The organism is Neochlamydia sp. AcF65 (assembly GCF_018342435.1).
Classification (GTDB): domain Bacteria; phylum Chlamydiota; class Chlamydiia; order Chlamydiales; family Parachlamydiaceae; genus Neochlamydia.
Genome location: NZ_JAEMUE010000015.1, coordinates 20,655 through 37,606, shown reverse-complemented (window position 1 = coordinate 37,606; position 16,952 = coordinate 20,655). Strand labels below are relative to the sequence as shown.

16 protein-coding genes, 1 tRNA gene and 1 other RNA gene are annotated in these 16,952 nt (G+C 39.2%); 1 reads left to right on the top strand and 17 read right to left on the bottom strand.

Annotated features, from left to right (window positions below):
- Positions 1 to 13: 13 nt before the first annotated feature.
- The 5 genes from NEOC65_RS01310 to NEOC65_RS01290 all read right to left on the bottom strand — a co-directional run bounded on the left by NEOC65_RS01310 (position 14) and on the right by NEOC65_RS01290 (position 3,940).
- Entirely contained in the window at positions 14 to 1,282 is a 1,269-nt protein-coding gene (locus tag NEOC65_RS01310; protein WP_213155451.1) for a serpin family protein, read from the bottom strand.
- Complete coding sequence (locus tag NEOC65_RS01305) at positions 1,282 to 2,172, bottom strand: CPBP family intramembrane glutamic endopeptidase (protein ID WP_213155450.1); 891 nt, start codon at positions 2,170 to 2,172, stop codon at positions 1,282 to 1,284. The genes NEOC65_RS01310 and NEOC65_RS01305 overlap by 1 nt, the downstream gene beginning before the upstream one ends.
- An 80-nt stretch (positions 2,173 to 2,252) precedes the next feature.
- Positions 2,253 to 2,867, bottom strand: coding sequence for a DUF7499 family protein (locus NEOC65_RS01300; protein ID WP_213155449.1), 615 nt, complete (start codon positions 2,865 to 2,867; stop codon positions 2,253 to 2,255).
- A gap of 293 nt (positions 2,868 to 3,160) precedes the next feature.
- An RNA gene (gene ffs, locus NEOC65_RS01295) (signal recognition particle sRNA small type) lies at positions 3,161 to 3,259 on the bottom strand.
- A 15-nt stretch (positions 3,260 to 3,274) separates the two neighbouring features.
- Positions 3,275 to 3,940, bottom strand: a complete 666-nt coding sequence (locus NEOC65_RS01290) for a MazG family protein (RefSeq protein ID WP_213155448.1) — start codon at positions 3,938 to 3,940, stop codon at positions 3,275 to 3,277.
- 309 nt (positions 3,941 to 4,249) lie between these two features.
- Between NEOC65_RS01290 and NEOC65_RS01285 the strand changes: the two genes are divergently transcribed.
- Positions 4,250 to 4,714: an NUDIX hydrolase gene (locus tag NEOC65_RS01285; RefSeq protein WP_213155447.1), complete on the top strand. Its 465-nt coding sequence runs from the start codon at positions 4,250 to 4,252 to the stop codon at positions 4,712 to 4,714.
- 505 nt (positions 4,715 to 5,219) lie between these two features.
- On the opposite strand, the gene NEOC65_RS01280 is transcribed toward NEOC65_RS01285, so the two are convergent.
- The 12 genes from NEOC65_RS01280 to rlmN all read right to left on the bottom strand — a co-directional run bounded on the left by NEOC65_RS01280 (position 5,220) and on the right by rlmN (position 16,934).
- Entirely contained in the window at positions 5,220 to 6,836 is a 1,617-nt protein-coding gene (locus NEOC65_RS01280) for a hypothetical protein (RefSeq protein WP_213155446.1), read from the bottom strand.
- Between the two features lie 92 nt (positions 6,837 to 6,928).
- Positions 6,929 to 7,996, bottom strand: a complete 1,068-nt coding sequence (gene waaC, locus NEOC65_RS01275) for a lipopolysaccharide heptosyltransferase I (protein ID WP_213155445.1) — start codon at positions 7,994 to 7,996, stop codon at positions 6,929 to 6,931.
- Positions 7,993 to 8,868, bottom strand: a complete 876-nt coding sequence (locus NEOC65_RS01270; RefSeq protein WP_213155444.1) for an RluA family pseudouridine synthase — start codon at positions 8,866 to 8,868, stop codon at positions 7,993 to 7,995. The genes waaC and NEOC65_RS01270 overlap by 4 nt, the downstream gene beginning before the upstream one ends.
- An 88-nt stretch (positions 8,869 to 8,956) precedes the next feature.
- On the bottom strand, positions 8,957 to 9,988 hold the full coding sequence (gene pheS, locus NEOC65_RS01265; RefSeq protein ID WP_502710343.1) for a phenylalanine--tRNA ligase subunit alpha: 1,032 nt from the start codon (positions 9,986 to 9,988) through the stop codon (positions 8,957 to 8,959).
- Positions 9,989 to 10,068: 80 nt separating this feature from the next.
- Positions 10,069 to 10,425, bottom strand: coding sequence for a 50S ribosomal protein L20 (rplT, locus tag NEOC65_RS01260; protein ID WP_166157757.1), 357 nt, complete (start codon positions 10,423 to 10,425; stop codon positions 10,069 to 10,071).
- Between the two features lie 96 nt (positions 10,426 to 10,521).
- The gene (gene rpmI, locus NEOC65_RS01255) at positions 10,522 to 10,707 is read right to left on the bottom strand and encodes a 50S ribosomal protein L35 (RefSeq protein ID WP_249298967.1); all 186 of its coding nucleotides are present in this window, start codon (positions 10,705 to 10,707) and stop codon (positions 10,522 to 10,524) included.
- A 42-nt stretch (positions 10,708 to 10,749) separates the two neighbouring features.
- Positions 10,750 to 11,328: a translation initiation factor IF-3 gene (infC, locus tag NEOC65_RS01250; RefSeq protein ID WP_347566662.1), complete on the bottom strand. Its 579-nt coding sequence runs from the start codon at positions 11,326 to 11,328 to the stop codon at positions 10,750 to 10,752.
- An 80-nt stretch (positions 11,329 to 11,408) separates the two neighbouring features.
- Positions 11,409 to 13,109 carry an aminoacyl--tRNA ligase-related protein gene (locus tag NEOC65_RS01245; RefSeq protein ID WP_213155441.1) on the bottom strand — a complete coding sequence of 567 codons (1,701 nt, stop codon included), beginning with the start codon at positions 13,107 to 13,109 and terminating at the stop codon, positions 11,409 to 11,411.
- A gap of 10 nt (positions 13,110 to 13,119) precedes the next feature.
- Positions 13,120 to 13,196, bottom strand: a tRNA-Val gene (locus tag NEOC65_RS01240).
- A gap of 92 nt (positions 13,197 to 13,288) precedes the next feature.
- Positions 13,289 to 15,118, bottom strand: a complete 1,830-nt coding sequence (gene uvrC / locus NEOC65_RS01235) for an excinuclease ABC subunit UvrC (RefSeq protein WP_213155440.1) — start codon at positions 15,116 to 15,118, stop codon at positions 13,289 to 13,291.
- A gap of 425 nt (positions 15,119 to 15,543) precedes the next feature.
- Positions 15,544 to 15,753 (bottom strand): hypothetical protein, encoded by a 210-nt coding sequence (locus NEOC65_RS01230; RefSeq protein ID WP_213152223.1) that lies wholly within the window; start codon positions 15,751 to 15,753, stop codon positions 15,544 to 15,546.
- 113 nt (positions 15,754 to 15,866) lie between these two features.
- Positions 15,867 to 16,934 (bottom strand): dual-specificity RNA methyltransferase RlmN, encoded by a 1,068-nt coding sequence (gene rlmN, locus NEOC65_RS01225; protein WP_213155439.1) that lies wholly within the window; start codon positions 16,932 to 16,934, stop codon positions 15,867 to 15,869.
- Positions 16,935 to 16,952: the final 18 nt, after the last annotated feature.

The following is a 16,952-nucleotide window of genomic DNA, read 5'->3' as shown; positions in this document are numbered from 1 at the left end:
AACAAGTTAATAGCTAACTTTTATTAGGGTCGGTTACCCTGCCCATAAAGAGGATAGCACCTGTCTTTTTCTCATAAATCATATAGATAAAAGGATGGTCTACTTGAAAGATCACAGGAGCTTTTGGCTCCAAAATTGAGGTAACATTCATGCTAATAGAGGTAGCTGCTGCAGCTTCACTGCCATTTTCATCTATAGATAGATAGACTTTATGTAGAACATTTCCAATCTTTAACCCTTTAAATTCAGTTATCTTGGAGAAATTGGCTTGATCACTAAAAGGTGTGTGCATCCCCATCTTTTCTAAGATCTCTTTTAGATTGCTAAATTGGAGAACCTTAAATTTAGGGATTGTTACGAGTACCTTAGTATTTTTTAAATTTTTTCTCCATTCCTCTAGCTTTCTTGCTGTTAACCCTTTTTCTACTTCCCTTAAAGCCTCTTTTTGATGAGGTAAAATAATCATCATAGAAAATTCAGGACCCTCCTTTCGCGAAAGAATGTAAGGAAGCTCCACGATGGCAGCTTCGGGAGTATCTAGATAAGGAAAATGAGCTGTTTGAGTCATGGATAAAGCTGTCTGAACGATCCCATCCTCTGAAAAGAAAGGTTGTTGAGTAGTTAAATGGGGATCAAAAGGGCTTTTCCATTTTGCTTTCAAATAGAGAGCACTCACTAGGACCATGCGGGTAGAGGAATCTATAGCTTGGGGATGCAAAATGTCAACGATTTTGCCAAAGGTATGATGCTTAACCCAAGCATTAATGGTAGCCCGTGCAGTTTCAGTTTGTCCTTTAAAGTCGACGATTCTAAATGTGCCATTGAAATATTTTTTCATTTCTTCTTTATAAGAAGGAAGTAAGGAAAAATTGGTTTGAATCCATAAAGAATTGGCTACCCGGACGCGTATTTCCTCAGAAGCACTGCTTGGATAAAAAGTAAAAAAGTGGTTTAGCTCTGCTAAGCCTTTTCCCAACTTCTCAACAGAAGAAGGATAATGAAAAGCAGTGGAGATTTCTTTATGGGTATTTTCATCAGCACCGCTATAAGCCATCGCAAACGAAGAAAAAATACTGTAGGGAGAAAAGCAAAGGTTATCCCTGGAGGGCAGCTGATTGTACATATCTATAGCAAACGCATTCGCCCCTTGAGAGACTAAAAGTATTTCACTCAGCTCATCCTGAGAGACTTTTTCTTCCTCCGATTGTATAGGTAGGGAGAATAGACTTATCCATCCTAATATCACTAATTTAAACCAAGCTTTTGTAAAGATGTGCTTCATTAAACCTCTCTTTTTGTGTAAAAAATTAGCATAATATTAACCGCATTGAAAATAGCATGTAAGCTAACAGATGCCCAAATCGATTGCTGCCGTTCGTAAATAAATCCTAGAAAGCAAGACAAGACAAAAAGCGAAGCAATTAATTCAACATTTCCCCAGCCCTGCAGGGAAGAAAAATGTAGGAGGGCAAAGATTAAGGAAGTCAATCCAATCGCTTGCTGGGAGGTCATATATTTCTTCAATCCATTTTGTAAAAACCCCCTAAAAAGCAATTCCTCAATGATGGGGACGATGAATATAATGCATACACTTAAAGTCATTAACAGAGGTAGAGAAGAGGTTGCCATCCTAATTTGCTGCACAGCTACTTGTTCAATTTCAACATTTTGGTAGGTGAGCATTAACAAAAGCGCAACAAATTGACCTGTTGCGATCACTAAAGGATAACTTAAGACCCCACTGAGGCAAGCAATAAAAAAATCTTGTAGCTTATAAAGACTGCCCTTTGAAGCACATGCTCCTAAAATTATCTCTTGATTTTCTTTAGATAAAGAAAAGTAGTAGGCGCCCATTCCTATGCCTGTTATAAAAATAGCGTAGATAGTGTACCACCCTTGCATTTCTGCAGTAAGAGATGAAGGGAAAGAGGGCTCTTCTTGTGGATAAAAAAAAGTCCAAAGCTTAAAAGAGGCAGGAACCCATACAATTTGTAAAAGAAAGAAAATAGCAAAAGAATAACTCCATAACTTTACCGCTAACGTTTGCTTGGTTTCAGACAATCTTCTACTGGAGCTAAAATAATCATTTTTCCAGGCCATTAACAAAAACATTATAAATATAAAGCTTGCGCTTGCAAAAATCTGTAACCGCTCAATCATCACTGTTTGCATGTTTTCCACTTCTTAAACTTAAGTTTATAAATTAGAAAGAGTAAGGCTTGCTTGATCTCCCTCCCTCTCTCTTTTTTCATCTACAGAACGTGTAATGCTACATTTTCTAAGCGTATGATAAGATCTCTTACTAAACGCTCGCTTAATTTTTTAAAATAATAGTTTTCCTTATCACTGTCCCAGGCTGCATGAGGGAGCAAGAGCTGCTCTGTCATAATCTCTTGCAGAGCTACTATTGGTTGCTCTCCACGTAGATCAATTATACGCACCTTTAACTTCATAGTGAGTAGGTATTTGTTATGTAGATGAGGGGGCATGCATTTCATCTCTACCTCTCCATACCTATCTTTTCGATATTCTACAAGTTCGGTAGCTACTATTACATCCGCTCCCCCAAAATTCTTTACAAAAGAAAAATCGGGATCAAAAAAGGAAACTTTTTTCATCTTATCTAAGTGTCTTTCGACGAACTCTTGGGGATAAAGATATAAACTTCCCCTTTCTCTCAATTGCTGACGCGTTTTCTTTAGCAGATAATCGTTCCTAGAGGATCTTTCCGCAGCATCAACGGTAGGCAATAGTACTACACGTGGTTTGGCTCTACCGTCATCATGCATGGGATAAAAATCTCCATAGCGCGAACCACAAGAAATAGTAAGTAAACAGATTATTAAAGATAATATAATTTTGTTCATCAATTTCACCTCAAATAGACATAAAAATCTGTTATTAATAAGAAATTAGTTTTATAAGATGCAATTTTATCAAAAAAAATTATTATTTCTCTATAAAAATTTTAACATCAAAGCACTAGCAGCCGAGTAGGAGAAGAATAAATAAAGAAATATATTTTTCCCACCCTATTCTCTAGAATAAAGGAAGGTAAAAAAACAATAACCTTAGACGTTACAAGGAAAAAGTTGTTAGAAAGATAGCTTATTTAGAGGACATACTATCGTTTAACTTTAAGAAAAATTAAATTAAAAAGAGTGCCGGAGATTATCTCAAGGCATAAACATTATCCTTAAGGCTGCTACATTCCTGTCCTGACCTGGTTCGAACTATTTCATTCCACAAGGTCCCCGGCAGCTATAAAGATAGCTTATTCCTCGTTATTTATAAATGCTTTTTTTTCAAAAAGTTGAAAATCTTTTTCTAAATGGGTGAGAGTTTTTCTTAAAGCATGCTCAGCATCTAGGCCCTGCTTTTGAGCTACTTCTACCAAGAAAAGAAGATGTTTACCTAATTCATTTTCATTATGGATACCAGCAAGATCACCGGTGGGTAAATCTCTTAAATAGCCAGAATTTTTTATTTTTTTAAGGACTTTTTGAGCGCGTGATAAAGCAGGCAAACCCTTAGAAATGCCATCCAGGGCACTTTTGCGCGTATCTTTACCTTTTTCACGCTTTTTTATTTCTTCCCACTGTTGAGAAAGCTCTTGAGAAGTATTTATCTTTTTTCCCTCACCAAAAACATGGGGATGGCGTCGAACTAATTTCTCATTAAGCTCGTTAAGCACGGCACCAAAAGTAAAACGCTTCTCTTTTTCTGCTATCTTGCACAGAAAAACAGCATTAAAAAAAAGATCCCCTAGCTCTTCTTGAATATGGCTATTGTTGCCTAAATCTATCGCTTCAATGACTTCACAGCTTTCTTCTAAAAGCGAAGATCTTAGCGAATGTAACGTTTGTGCCTGATCCCAAGGGCATCCGCCTGGCGCTAACAAACGCTCAATAATTTCTATCAGTTGATTAAATTCTTGCATAGCCACTTTAAGTTTAGATGATTAAATAAATAATCGAGGATTACATGTTCATAGGGGCCCTATTAAGGAATTTTATTTTTATCCTGGGGTTCTTTCCTTTTAAAAACAGCTTAAAAGCCAGCCATTCACTAGACAAGATAGGACAAAACAGAAGTAAATATTCCCTTAGCTACCCGATAAATAAAATCTGACTTTTAGGTTTATAGCCTTAATAGGCCTTCTCATTTATAAACTAAGGTGATGTAAAAAAACTAGAATAATCCTTCCGTAAGTGATAGGGTAGGAGGTTAAAATTTTAGATAAGGTTATATGGAAAAACAATGCACCGCCACCGCTTATATTTTTGATCATGAAAAAGTTTTACTCGTTTTCCATCGAAAATTAAGCAAATGGTTGCCTCCTGGGGGGCATATGTATCCTCACGAAACTCCTCCTATGGCAGCCAGACGAGAGGCTAAAGAAGAAACGGGCCTTGAGGTTGAGATTATTCTTCAAGAAAATATATGGATTGAGCGATGGAATGCGCATAGTTTTGAACGTCCCTATCTATGCTTGTTAGAAGAAATTCCTCCTTTCGGAGATCAACCTGCCCATCAACATGTTGATTTTATTTATATTACCCGCCCTATCGGAGGCGAGATCAAAGAAAACCCTAGTGAGACTAATGGGATACGCTGGTTTACCCTAGAAGAGATAGAAGCTTTAAAGCCGGACGGAGAGATTTTTGTGGAAACCCAGCAAACGCTTCGTCATCTTTTCTTAAGAGGTTTTTAAAAAATATGGCCCCCAAGAAAGTCTTAGAAAAAAGTAAAACTCTAATCATCAATACAAAAGGCCAAAGAATGCACTTCCTCCCCTTTCATTCTTATTACCTTCCCGCTTCAACAAAAAATATTAGCGAAATTCACCCTTAAAAGATATAAGGAAAACTTATCAAGGGAAGGTAAAGATTTCCAAAGAAGGATTCATTCTTGCCAGTCAGCCCCTCTATTGGCCCTCCTAGACCTTTTAACGAAATGCATAAAATTTATATTTTTGTACTCCATGTCCCTCATATAAAAATAAACCCATGCAGCTAGGCACTCATTTTATTGCAAAAATTAGTGCTCAGGATACTTTATTAAGATGAGAAAGCTAGCAAGCTTGTAGGAGCAAACTCTTGGAGGAGACTTAAAATCTACAAAGAAAGGGTTTTAGAATGGCAAGCTTAAAAAGCTAGAGACCTAGTGTCCATTAAGGGAGCCATAGGCTTCTAGCTTTGTATCCATTCTCCTACTTTTTAACTAAGCTTTATCCATGAATTTTTTCTTTTAAAAATCCACCAAAAACAGGCTAAAAGCCATTGGCCAATTTTAATAAAAGGAGCCGCTAAAAACTTGAAAACCTTTGTGACTAGGGATTCTTGCTTAACTTCAGCCATTTTCTCTTTATCCTTTACCTTTTGAGCTGTGTCTAGTTTTGCTTCTACCCTCTTTGTAGAAGCAGCTCTTAAGGGGGACGCCTGCATAGATGACCCTGCTCCTACTCTATCCTTTTGAGAAGTTATGTCAGGTGCTGTAAAGGCTTCTGGTAACCCCCCGTTCCCTTCTTTGATATGGAGGGAAGCAAGAGGAGAAATGTTAAAGGTAGCTGGCTGCATCCCCTCTTTAACTTTTTCTTCTGTCCGTTGCATGCCCTCAAGCGAAGATAAAGGGCCTCTGCCAAAGTTTTTAGCTGCCTTTCGCTCCCCCCCATTTTTTTTAGGTGGGTTTGATTCTTCAAATTCTTCTAAGCTTGCAGCTAATGCTTCTGCTAGTGCTTTTTCTTCATCATAGCTTGCAAAGGTAAGAGGATTTTCTTCCCGGGGTGAGGCCCTTTCCACACTTGGCTCTTCTCTCGCCCTTTCTTCTTCTTCATCCATGGCTGCTATTACAGCTAATAAGTCTGCTAGGTCTTTTTCTTCCTTTTGATAAATGTCATCTTGCGATGTAGGAGGAGTTTCTCCTCTGTTTACAGAAGAAGGAGGGAGTGGGCTTTGAATAAACAGTTCATGTTGCTCGCCATATAATCGATCAAGCTCTCTTTCTTTATCAGCAATCTCTTCTTCAAGCGCTAGAATTTTATAAGCATTTTCATTCAAAGTTTTTCTCACTTCAGAGTCTAGCAGTTGATTGCCTGCAGGCAAGTCACTTAGTATTTCAATATTATGAATATTGGCTTTGTGAAGGTAGGAAATGTTTTCGGGTTCGAAAATTCCCCAGTCCACCCTTGCGAGAAATTCGCGCATCCTAGCTTGCTCCGCTTCGGAAAGGCTTTTTTTATTTAAATCGTTGAAGGTACGCAAGATTTTAATTATATGGGCTTTATGCTGCCCAAGGAGAGAATTCTCCTCTTTTAAAATAAACGCATCAAGCTTCTCAATCAAAGGCGATAAGTAGATAAAGGAAGGACCCTCTATATCCTTAAGAACTGCTTGATTGGCTTTTAATAGAGCAGAACGCTCCTCTTTGCTTTGAGCTATTTTCTCTTGCAGCCATTGCTTTTTATAAGCGGGGCTTTTTTTAAAGGCTTTTTCTTCCCCAGTGATAAAAGCTTCCCTCTCGGGGTGATTAATTTTATCGAATAGCTTTTCTAATCGCTTAGTTGTATCATGATTATCATCCTCTATTTTAGAAGCTAGATAAGCTACCGCCTGCTCAACTTTTATCTCTCTATCTGAGCAATTTCTATCGATTAAACGCTGTATAGACTCTCGTAAGCGCCCTTCAGGAGTAAGCGTTTTATCAATTTTAAGGCGATTAAAAGTTGCAATAGCATTCCTTAGCTTCGCTCGCCCTCCATGAGGCCGAGTATCTTTATAAAAGCTATATAAAAGCTCTCTTCCCTTTTCCGCCCCTTTGTCTACATTAAAGCTCATCAAGCCCCTCCTAAAATTATCTATTAATTAATCTGATGAATAGACAATAGCAATATCCTTTAAAGATTTTATTAAAGCTTAAAAAGATCCTCTTAAATTTCTAACTGTGAATAAAAATGGGCAAACTGCTGAAACAAATATTTTCCTGATAAGCCACGCATGCACAACCCCGTCGTACAAGACCTTAATACGGGACAACGCCTTTCAAAAGTCTGGCCATAAGGGCACTCGCCTTGTATAGCTTCATGGAGGCTACCCTTAGGCTTATATTTACGAGCAGAAGAAGCTCCAAACACACTAAAGGAAGGTGTCCCCGACATTCCAGCTAAATGTAAAGGCAAGGAATCCATCGCAATGACAGCATCTATCCGACTCATTAAATTTTGTAAAACCGCAAGAGAGACTTTATCCAAAAGGCTTACGTTTGTCAATAAGGCAGACTGAAGCTTTTGGGCTATGGCTAATTCTTCGGAATTTCCCCATACTAAAATGAGCGAAACTTTCAGGTTGCTAGAAATTTCATATAAAAAGCTTTCAAGGGCTTCATAAGAAAGCCTTTTATTTCTCCAAGCAGAGCCTGCACAGACTAAAATCTTTGGCCCAGGTAACGCTTTTATCTGGGTCCAAAGAAGATCAAAAATGCCTTTTTGTTCCTCATTTAAATTTAAAATTAATTTTTCCTCTTTTAAGGGAGAATAACATTGAAAATAGTGCTGAACCAGATATACGTTTTCATCTCGCACATTTAATTCTTTTGGAGGATCGAAATGATGATGGGTTACCCACCGGTTAGGCCACTCCTGGAGAGATTTAGATCCAAACCCTACTTTATGAGCACTTCTTGCTAAAAAAGTAGGAATGGCTGATTTAGTGTTACCTTGCAAGTCAATCACAGCCGCATATTCTTGCTGTTGTAGGGCGGAGCGAAAGCTTAATATGCTGCTCCATGTTTTTAAGCTAAAAGGCCTTTTTCGCCAATTTTTTGTATCTATTTCAATGACGCGTTCAACTAAAGGGTGGCTTTTAACAATTTCGGCAAAGCTCTTCTCCACTACCCAATCCACTTTAATATTTGGAAATTGCTGATGAAGAAAAGCAAGTACCGGAAAGCCATGAATAATATCCCCTAGGGAAGAGGTCTTAACGATCAATATTCTCATAACACCTGCGCCATGGCTTGCTGAAAATCTAGAGGAATAGGGGCTTGAAAGTGCATTTTGCGTAGAAGAGTGGGATGGATAAAGGATAGCTCATAAGCATGTAAAAGACAACGCGGGCTATAATAAGAACAATGAAAGAGCTTTCCATACTGCCCATCTCCTAAAATAGGATGTCCCATTTCACTCATGTGCACGCGGATTTGATGGGTGCGGCCTGTGCGCGGGTAGCAGTGCACTAAAGAGGCTTTTGGGCCTTTTTTCTGAACTTTCCAGGCTGTAACGGCCTGCTGGCCCTCAGCGGGAGGGACAGACCCCCATAACGACTGTCCAAGATAACCATGAATTTTACCTAAATAGTTGTTAATGCTTCCTGCTTCTTGCCTAGGAATTCCATCAATAAGAGCTAAGTAAACTTTATCGATCTCCTGCTTTTTAAAAGCAGTTACCATCTTTTCGCGAAACGCCTTACCTTGCGTAAACATCAACAGCCCGGTCGTATCCCGATCTAGACGATGCAAAAGCTCCCACCTCCCATTATAAGCTTTTAAAGCTTCTATCAATATTTGGCCATCCGAGGCTACTCCTGCAGGCTTATTATAGACAAGTAATTCTTTATCCTCATAAATAATCTGGCTAGGTAAGAATTGGAAAGAAGCAGAAGGTTTTTTCTGTAGAATTCCTGCGGGCAAGGAAACTTTATCTCCTTTAGCAAGAACTGTAGAAGCAAAATGCTCGAGGCGATGATTTACATAACATCCATTATATTCAATACAGCTCTTAATTTGGCGAGCAGAATAGCTTGAACCTAACTTTTCTTTAAGAAAATTGACCAGCTTTTGGCCACTTTCTGCTGTATCTACCATCCATTGCATATTAACCCTTAAAAAAAATTTAAACAGGCTAAAAAATTTACTCCTATTCTTTTTCTACAACTTTTTAAGTATCCTTAATTAGAAGGGATTAAAAATGGGTGAATTGCTCTAAAAAACGCAGATCATTTTCTGTAAATAGACGAATATCTTTTACTCCATGTTTTAGCAATACCATTCTTTCTACGCCTATTCCCCAAGCATAGCCCGAATAAACTTCCGGGTCAATTCCTCCATTCTTTAATACTTCGGGATGCACCATTCCAGCCCCTGCAACTTCCAGCCAACCAGAGTGCTTACAGAGCTGGCATCCTGTTCCCTTGCAAGAAAGACAGGAGATATCTACCTCTAAGCCTGGTTCAACAAAAGGAAAGTAACTTGGACGATAACGCGTCTCAATTTCTCGTCGAAATAGTTTTTTAAAAAACTCTTGCATGGTAGCTAAAAGATCGGCAAAGGTCACACCTTTATCGATATATAGGCCTTCCACCTGATGGAAGAAAACATGGGAACGAGCTGTAATGGTTTCATTGCGATAAGCTTTACCAGGGGTAATGATGCGAATAGGGGGCTGATGAGCCTCCATGACGCGCACTTGCACATTACTGGTATGAGTGCGTAGAAGGACATCAGGTGTGATATAAAAAGTATCTTGCATATCACGCGCTGGATGATCAGAGGAGAAATTAAGGGCTTCAAAGTTGTAATAATCGGTATCAATATCAGGGCCATATTGTACAGAGAAGCCCATGCCTACTAAAATATCTAGAATACTGTCTAAGGCTTGCGTAATTATATGCTTACGCCCAATGGAATGTCGCCTGCCAGGTAAAGTAATGTCAATCTTTTCTTGAGCCAATTGCTGATCTTCTTCTTTAGCTATCAGCTGCTTTTCATGCTCCTCAATTTGATGCAAAACTTTTTCTTTAAGCTCATTAATTTCCTTGCCAAAGGCGGGCCGCTGGTCAGGATTAACCTCTTTTAAGAGTTTCATCAAATTTTGGATAAGACCCTTTTTCCCTAAATACTTTATTTTCAAATTTTCTATCTCTGCCGTGGTCTTTACGGCAGCTATATCGGCAGTAAAATCGCTATGGATGGCTTGAATGGAGCTATGCACAATCTTCCTCAAAAAATAAAAATAAAAAAATAGCAGAGTCACACTCGGTGGCTCTGCTAAAAATGTAGGAAATCAATACCTTGTTATGCAAGGGCTTGTTTTGCATGATTCACCACGGCGGCGAAGCCTTGGGGATCACGAATAGCCATATCGGCTAACATTTTTCTATCTAAATCACATCGCGCTTTTTGCAAACCATGAATAAACTTGCTATAAGAAATTCCATGGATTTTTGCAGCGGCTCCAATTCGCATGATCCATAAGCTACGGAACTCGCGTTTTTTCTCTTTGCGATGGCGGTAATTATAGGCCAACGCTTTATTAACCGCATCACTTGTAAGACGCAAGTGGTTTTTTCGATCACCGAAAAACCCTTTAGCTCTCTTAAGTAGTCTTTTTTTGCGACGATGTGAAGCAACAGCATTGGTTACTCTAACCATAGCTTATCTCCACTGTTATTTGTCTAATTCTTTAATTATTAAAATATTAGATCGTTTCATTCATCTTTCTGACTTTTAGCTAGTCAGATCTATATTTTATACGCACATTAATCGTTTGTACGTTTTCAATTGCGCCTCATTAACTAACGCCGGTTTGGATAGCTGGCGTTTACGCTTAGGTGTTTTTTTATTCAAAATATGCCGCTTACCTGGACGCCCTCTTTTGAGCTTACCAGTTGCCGTCAATTTGAATCTGGCCGCAACAGCCTTTTTTGTTTTCATCTTAGGCACGTGAACTTCTCCCTACATATCTTTTCATTTTGCCTATGCGCTTTCTTCTTCCCTGGTAGGCTGGCTCTCATTCGAGGGGCCTTTCGCGCCTTCTTTTTTCTTCTTTCCACCAGGTGCTAATATGACAATGAGCATTCTTCCAAATAGCTTAGAAGGAGACTCTACAGTGGCGATTTCTTCTAGATCTTCGCACACTTTACGAAGAACCTTTTCTCCAATCTCTGGATGAGCCATCTCTCGCCCTCTAAACATGCATGTTAACTTGACTTTATTGCCTTTAGCGATAAAATCTCGAGCATGTCTAATCTTTGTCTCTAGGTCATGGATATCGATATTCGGCTTGACCTTAATTTCTTTTACTTTAACTTGATGTTGAGCTTTCTTGCTCTCTTTTTCTCGTTTCGTTTGATCGTAACGAAATTTGCCGTAGTTGATAATTTTACATACGGGTGGATTAGAGCCTGCTGATATTTCTACCAAATCTAATCCATCTTCTTCAGCTCTAGCTAAGGCTTCATGCAAAGGGACTACACCAATTTGCTCACCAGTTTGCGTAATCAAACGAACGCGCGGAGCACGTATTTCTCTGTTAACTTTCAACCGAAATTCCACCCTCGTTATAGAAGCACAAAAATGTTACCTTGCACTTCTTAGTTTTTATTAGACCTCTTTCTTAAAGAGGTAGACTTCATTTAAGTTTTTAATTCGTTTTCTAACTTCAATTGCTCAAGAAATTTATTTAAAACTTCCTCTTGCACGCTTTCTTGCTGATATTTCTTAAATATAACGGTGCGATTTTCTTCTTCTTTATCCCCTACTCTTACAAGATAAGGAATTTTTTCATAGTGAGCGGCTTGAATCTTTAACCCAGCATTGTGAGTAGAATCATCCATACTCACCCGGAAACCAGCTTTTTCTATCTCCTCAAACACCTGAATAGCATAATCGAAATTTTTATTCATCTCTGGAATGATGCGTATCTGTTCAGGAGCAAGCCATAGAGGCAAGTTCCCGGCATAGTGTTCAAGGAGAATAGCTGTTAAACGTTCAATTGAACCTAGTACCGCTCGACCTACCATGACAGGCGCATGTATTTTGCTATCTTGCCCTGGATAGGATAAGCCCATTTTATCGGGATGGTACAAGTCAATATAAATGCAAGAGCTTTTCCAATCACGCCCCAGTATATCAGTGAATCGCGCTTCTATAGCAGGACCATAATACTCTTGAGGCTCTTTGTCAATCACATATTTAAAGCCGCTTACATCCAAGGCTCTGACTAAACTAGCTTGAGATTCCTCCCACTTTTTAGGAAGCTTCTTATACTTTCTGCTTTTAACAATCAGATGCCATTGGATCCCAAACCCCATTACTTTAATAGTTTTATTAATGAATTGCAAGGAAGAAATGAGCACATCTAAAAGTTGCTCGGCACCACAGAAGATATGAGACTGATCGGCATGAAAGGAACGGGACCTTAACATTCCCCATTGGTGGATCTCTTTCCCTTGATTGTAAAATTCAGCGTATTCTGCATAAGCGAGGGGCAGTTCTTGGTAAGAATGTGGCTTAGATTTGTAAAGAGAGGCATGCAAAGAAGCTTTACTAGCACATAAAGCATAATCTAATCCTTCGGCTTTAAAACGTAAAGTCAAAGGCTCTATTGAATCGGCAAAAGGCTGCTTTACCAGCGTGGGAGTTGTTACCCATTGACACCCTTGTCGTTGATACTCGGCTTTCAACCAATTTAGCAATGTTTCCCGAAGGATAACTCCTTTAGGGTACCAGGTCCAGCAGCCTGGACATGTCTCGTCCAAAATAGTGAATAGATTCATCTGCTGACCCAGTTGCCGGTGATCGCATTGCTTGGCAATCTCTCTTTTCTTCAGAAATTGCTTAAGGCTATAGCTTTCAGAAAATACGGTTCCCTGGATGCGTGTTAATGAAAGATTAGGTCTACCGGGTAAGGAAACTTTAAAAGAACTTACCTCTAATAATTTAAAGGCTCCCACCTGCTTAGTCGTCTCAACAAAAGGAGGTGCCACCCAATCGTAAAACTCACCCACTTGACAAACATGCACTAAAGTCTCTGCACAAGCCTTTAATAAAATAACTTTAAGGGTTTGCCCCTGATGTTTAAATAGCTCGATAGCATTTTTGCGCATCATTTCCATAGGCTTGAAGGGCAGGCTTTGCCGCATAAAGTCACGCATGCGCTCTTCGATATACAAGAATTGCTCGTGAGTAATAGCTTCGGGAAGAAAAAAATCGTAGTAGAAGCCCAGATCTGTGGCCTCGCCTTGGAATAGCTGTGCTTTTGGAAAAAGGCTACAAATAGCAAGCGCTAATAACTCTGCAGCCGATTGTCTTAGAGTTTTTAGCGGATTAGTCATAACCATAAAATGGTGGGATATAGCTGACTCGAACAGCTGACCTCCACGATGTCAACGTGGCGCTCTAACCAACTGAGCTAATATCCCATCGGGATTAGTGAAGAAGGCATGTTAACGGAGAGTACTGAATTTATTCAATCAAAAAAGAATGATCCCTTAATTTTTAATAAGCAGCCCCATCACTTTGCATTTTTTAAATATTCGGTTAAAGCCTTTATATCTTTTTGGGTAAGGCGGGGAAGTTGCGAGATCTCTTCTAGGGTAGCTTCCCTTATTTTTTTAACACTACCGAAATGCTTTAGCAGCAAAGCACGTTTTTTAGGACCTATGCCCGGGATATCATCGAGGGAACTTTTAATTGTTTTTTTTGTTCTTAAATGGCGATGGTAGGTGATGGCCGTACGGTGAGCTTCATCACGAATTTGCTGGAGTAAAAACAAAACAGGTGAGGTCTTATGCAATAAAAGGGGATCTTTAACACCTGGCAAGAACACCTGCTCTTCTGTCATGCCGCGATCGTGCCGCCCTCTTTCTTTTGCTAAGCCGATCACATCGACGGTGGCGATATCTAAATCGGCTAGCAGCTTTAAAGCCATGTTAAGATGTCCTTTTCCTCCATCCACTATCAACAAATCAGGTAAATCATTTTCTTCTTTAGCTCTTAGATAACGTCTATTTAAAGCCTCTTGCATAGAAGCATAGTCATTCGATTGATCGATCGTACGAATCTTATACTTGCGATAACGATTGGAGTCTTTTTGACCATTAGTAAAAGCAACCATCGTAGCGACAATGGTGGTGCCTGCCATATTAGAAATATCAAAACATTCGATGCGCTCAGGATACCTATTCAAATGGAACCTCTCTTCCATTTCTAATAAGGTTCGCTCCCTAACAGCTTGCAAATCTTTTTCTTGATGAAAAGAAGCTTTGGCATTAGCGATAGCCATTTCAACCATCGCTAATTTGTTACCCCTCTGCGGATGATAAATGCGTACTCCTCTTTTTCTTTGGCTAGAGAGAATTTCAGCAATAGCCGACGGGTTATTAACAGGCGCGGAAAGTAAAATTTCATGAGGCAATTCAGCCTGCTCATCATAATTTTGTAATAGGAAAGATTCGAGCAACTCATGATCATTTTGAGCGATCTGACTAAAGTTATGGCGCCTTGATCCTACAAGCTTACCTGCCCTAAATAAAAGCTGGCAAAGAATGGCCTCATCGCCTTGGCGAAAAATTCCAAAAGCATCGGCATCCTCCCCGAGAGGCTTATCTACTTTTTGCGTTTCAATCGTTCTCTCAATCTGACGAATGGTCTGTAAAATCTCTCCTGCCCTTTCAAACTCTAAAGCTTCCGACTGACGCTCCATTTCAGCTTTTAAGTCTTGCAAAACTTCCTTATCTTGCCCCCTCAAAAACTTGATAGCTCCATCCATGTAATGATTATACTCTTCTTTTGTACATTTATTGACACAAGGGGCTATGCAACGCTTGATATCGTAAAGAATACAGGGACGATGGCGACGGACGAGTTCCTGATCAGAACATTGCCTTAAGGGAAAAATACGTTGAATTAAATCTAAAGTATGGCGAGCAGCTAGAGCACTTGTATAAGGTCCAAAATAGTAACCATCGGATTTAGGTTTACCCCGATAGCGTATAAGGCTGACCATAGGCCAGGGATGTCGATTGTTAATTTTTAAAGCAATATAACTTTTATCATCTTTGAGTAAAGCATTATATCTAGGCTGGTATTGCTTAATCAGATTGTTTTCTAACAACAAGGCTTCTTTTTCTGAATTAACAACAATCGTATCAATTTCTTCAACTTTTGCAATTAAAAAAGGGACCATTAGACGCCCATCTCTACCTGCAGCAAAATATTGCTTGACCCGTTGGCGCAAATTGTTGGCTTTGCCCACGTAAAGAATCTCATTTTGCTCCCCCTTCATCAAGTAAACACCAGGCTGGGTAGGAAAAAGATCGAGTTTTTTGAGATCAAAAGACATAAACACCTTTTATTGCAGAGCGTAATTTTAAAGGGAGCTTCTTATCTTAAGCAACCTAATAAATAAAAATGCTTTTTCCTTCCTCCCTAGAAAGCCAGGAAAAAACCTCCTTTTAAGGCTTTTCACCCCTTTTTAAAGGTAGCCGTTTAGTAAGAGAAAACTTAAATAATTCTTCCCTAAAAAGCTTTACCGCCAAGTGGTTAGGCCCTAGCGCTGCCTATTTAATCCATCAACCGCTTGAGTAAAGTCAATTCTTTCAAGTTTAAAATTTTTCTCTTGCCATCTTTTTCTATATCATCCTACCAAAGATTAAGGGAATAATTGCTGGTTTAACTAGATCCATAAGGATAGCCGATAGACAAAAATGAAAGAATGATAGCCTTGGTTTTTTCTGAAGGGAGTAATAGCCGAAACAACCTTTATACTTAAGGTTTAGCTCCTCTTTTAGGAGACCGACGATTTTTCTTTTGCTCAGATCTAGGCGATTTAGAGCGATTGCTGGGAGGAAGATTTAGCATTATTTCAAGCTCGAGAATGCGCTTTTCAAGACGTTTAATCGTCTGTTCCTGCTCAAAAACCATCTGGCTCTGATGCTGGACAAGTATGAAAAGATCTTCATAGGTGGGTTTCATCATGATAAATTCACTCCCTAAGCTTTTTTTTTTACAATGATACCGAAAGCCTACTTCTGAATTAGCAGTTGCTTAAAGCATCCCCCTTAATGGATTAAAAAGCAGATCACTTTTGTTTACTCTGGCATCATTGCTAAAGCGGGCTTTGGTAAGTTCTGCTGCTGCATCGCCAATTGCCCACAGGCTGCCGCAATATCATCACCTTTGGTGTAGCGGCAAGTGTTAACGATCTTGCATCCAAACAAAACGCTTCTAAATTCTTTAATCGCTTTCCTATCAGGCCGCTGCAGCCTAACATTTGGAATAGGGTTGTAGGGAATTAAATTAACTGTACATTGCTTGCCTTTTAATAGATGAGCCAATTCATGCGCATGATCAGGATGATCATTGATACCCGCAAGCAGAGTGTATTCATAGGTAATATCGCGCTTCGTTTTCATACTATATTCATCCATAGCAGCTAAAATATCTTCTAAAGGATATTTGCGCGCATAGGGAATAATCTTTTTACGAATATTTTGATTAGGAGCATGAAGAGAAAGAACCAAATTGACTTTAAGGTTTTCGGTGCTTAAACGCTTGATTCCATCCACAATTCCTACCGTAGAGACCGTAATCCTTCTTTGAGAAATATTAAGAGTTGCCTCATCAATGATGAGATGAATGGATTTCATCACGGCCTCATAATTTTTAAGAGGCTCACCCATTCCCATATAAACCACATGACAAACACGTTCTTCTTTTTGCTTTAACCAATGGTTAATCTGTACGATCTGCTCGACAATTTCCCCAGGTCGTAGATTACGAAAAAAACCCTGTTTTCCCGAAGCACAAAAGGCGCAGTTAGCAGGACATCCTACTTGCGAGGAAACACAAACAGTACGACGCTCACCAGAGCAGATCAGTACTGATTCGACCAGATTACCATCCCTTAACTTCCAGAGAAATTTATAAGTTTCTAAGTCTGTGGAAGGAGTAATTTTTACCAATTGCAAGGTAGGCAACAACAAGCCTTTTTTTAGCTTTTCGCGCAGAGGCTTACTCAGGTTAGACATCAAATCCCAATCCAGGATCGATTTTTTATACACCCATTCAAAGAGTTGGCGTGCATGAAACTTTTTTTCCTCATAAGTTTCTAACCAATCTACAAGCTCTGAATAAGTTAAGTCACAAAAATTTGTCATTATTTTCTCAATCAATAA

What these genes read in the sequence shown, in the direction of transcription:
- NEOC65_RS01280 (WP_213155446.1), bottom strand. Translation starts at nt 6,836, where the DNA reads ATGAGCTTTAATGTAGACAAAGGGGCGGAAAAGGGAAGAGAGCTTTTA.
- NEOC65_RS01290 (WP_213155448.1), bottom strand. Translation starts at nt 3,940, where the DNA reads ATGCAAGAATTTAATCAACTGATAGAAATTATTGAGCGTTTGTTAGCG.
- waaC (WP_213155445.1), bottom strand. Translation starts at nt 7,996, where the DNA reads ATGAGAATATTGATCGTTAAGACCTCTTCCCTAGGGGATATTATTCAT.
- NEOC65_RS01245 (WP_213155441.1), bottom strand. Translation starts at nt 13,109, where the DNA reads ATGACTAATCCGCTAAAAACTCTAAGACAATCGGCTGCAGAGTTATTA.
- rlmN (WP_213155439.1), bottom strand. Translation starts at nt 16,934, where the DNA reads ATGACAAATTTTTGTGACTTAACTTATTCAGAGCTTGTAGATTGGTTA.
- NEOC65_RS01300 (WP_213155449.1), bottom strand. Translation starts at nt 2,867, where the DNA reads ATGAACAAAATTATATTATCTTTAATAATCTGTTTACTTACTATTTCT.
- rpmI (WP_249298967.1), bottom strand. Translation starts at nt 10,707, where the DNA reads ATGAAAACAAAAAAGGCTGTTGCGGCCAGATTCAAATTGACGGCAACT.
- NEOC65_RS01305 (WP_213155450.1), bottom strand. Translation starts at nt 2,172, where the DNA reads ATGCAAACAGTGATGATTGAGCGGTTACAGATTTTTGCAAGCGCAAGC.
- rplT (WP_166157757.1), bottom strand. Translation starts at nt 10,425, where the DNA reads ATGGTTAGAGTAACCAATGCTGTTGCTTCACATCGTCGCAAAAAAAGA.
- NEOC65_RS01310 (WP_213155451.1), bottom strand. Translation starts at nt 1,282, where the DNA reads ATGAAGCACATCTTTACAAAAGCTTGGTTTAAATTAGTGATATTAGGA.
- NEOC65_RS01230 (WP_213152223.1), bottom strand. Translation starts at nt 15,753, where the DNA reads ATGATGAAACCCACCTATGAAGATCTTTTCATACTTGTCCAGCATCAG.
- uvrC (WP_213155440.1), bottom strand. Translation starts at nt 15,118, where the DNA reads ATGTCTTTTGATCTCAAAAAACTCGATCTTTTTCCTACCCAGCCTGGT.
- NEOC65_RS01285 (WP_213155447.1), top strand. Translation starts at nt 4,250, where the DNA reads ATGGAAAAACAATGCACCGCCACCGCTTATATTTTTGATCATGAAAAA.
- NEOC65_RS01270 (WP_213155444.1), bottom strand. Translation starts at nt 8,868, where the DNA reads ATGCAATGGATGGTAGATACAGCAGAAAGTGGCCAAAAGCTGGTCAAT.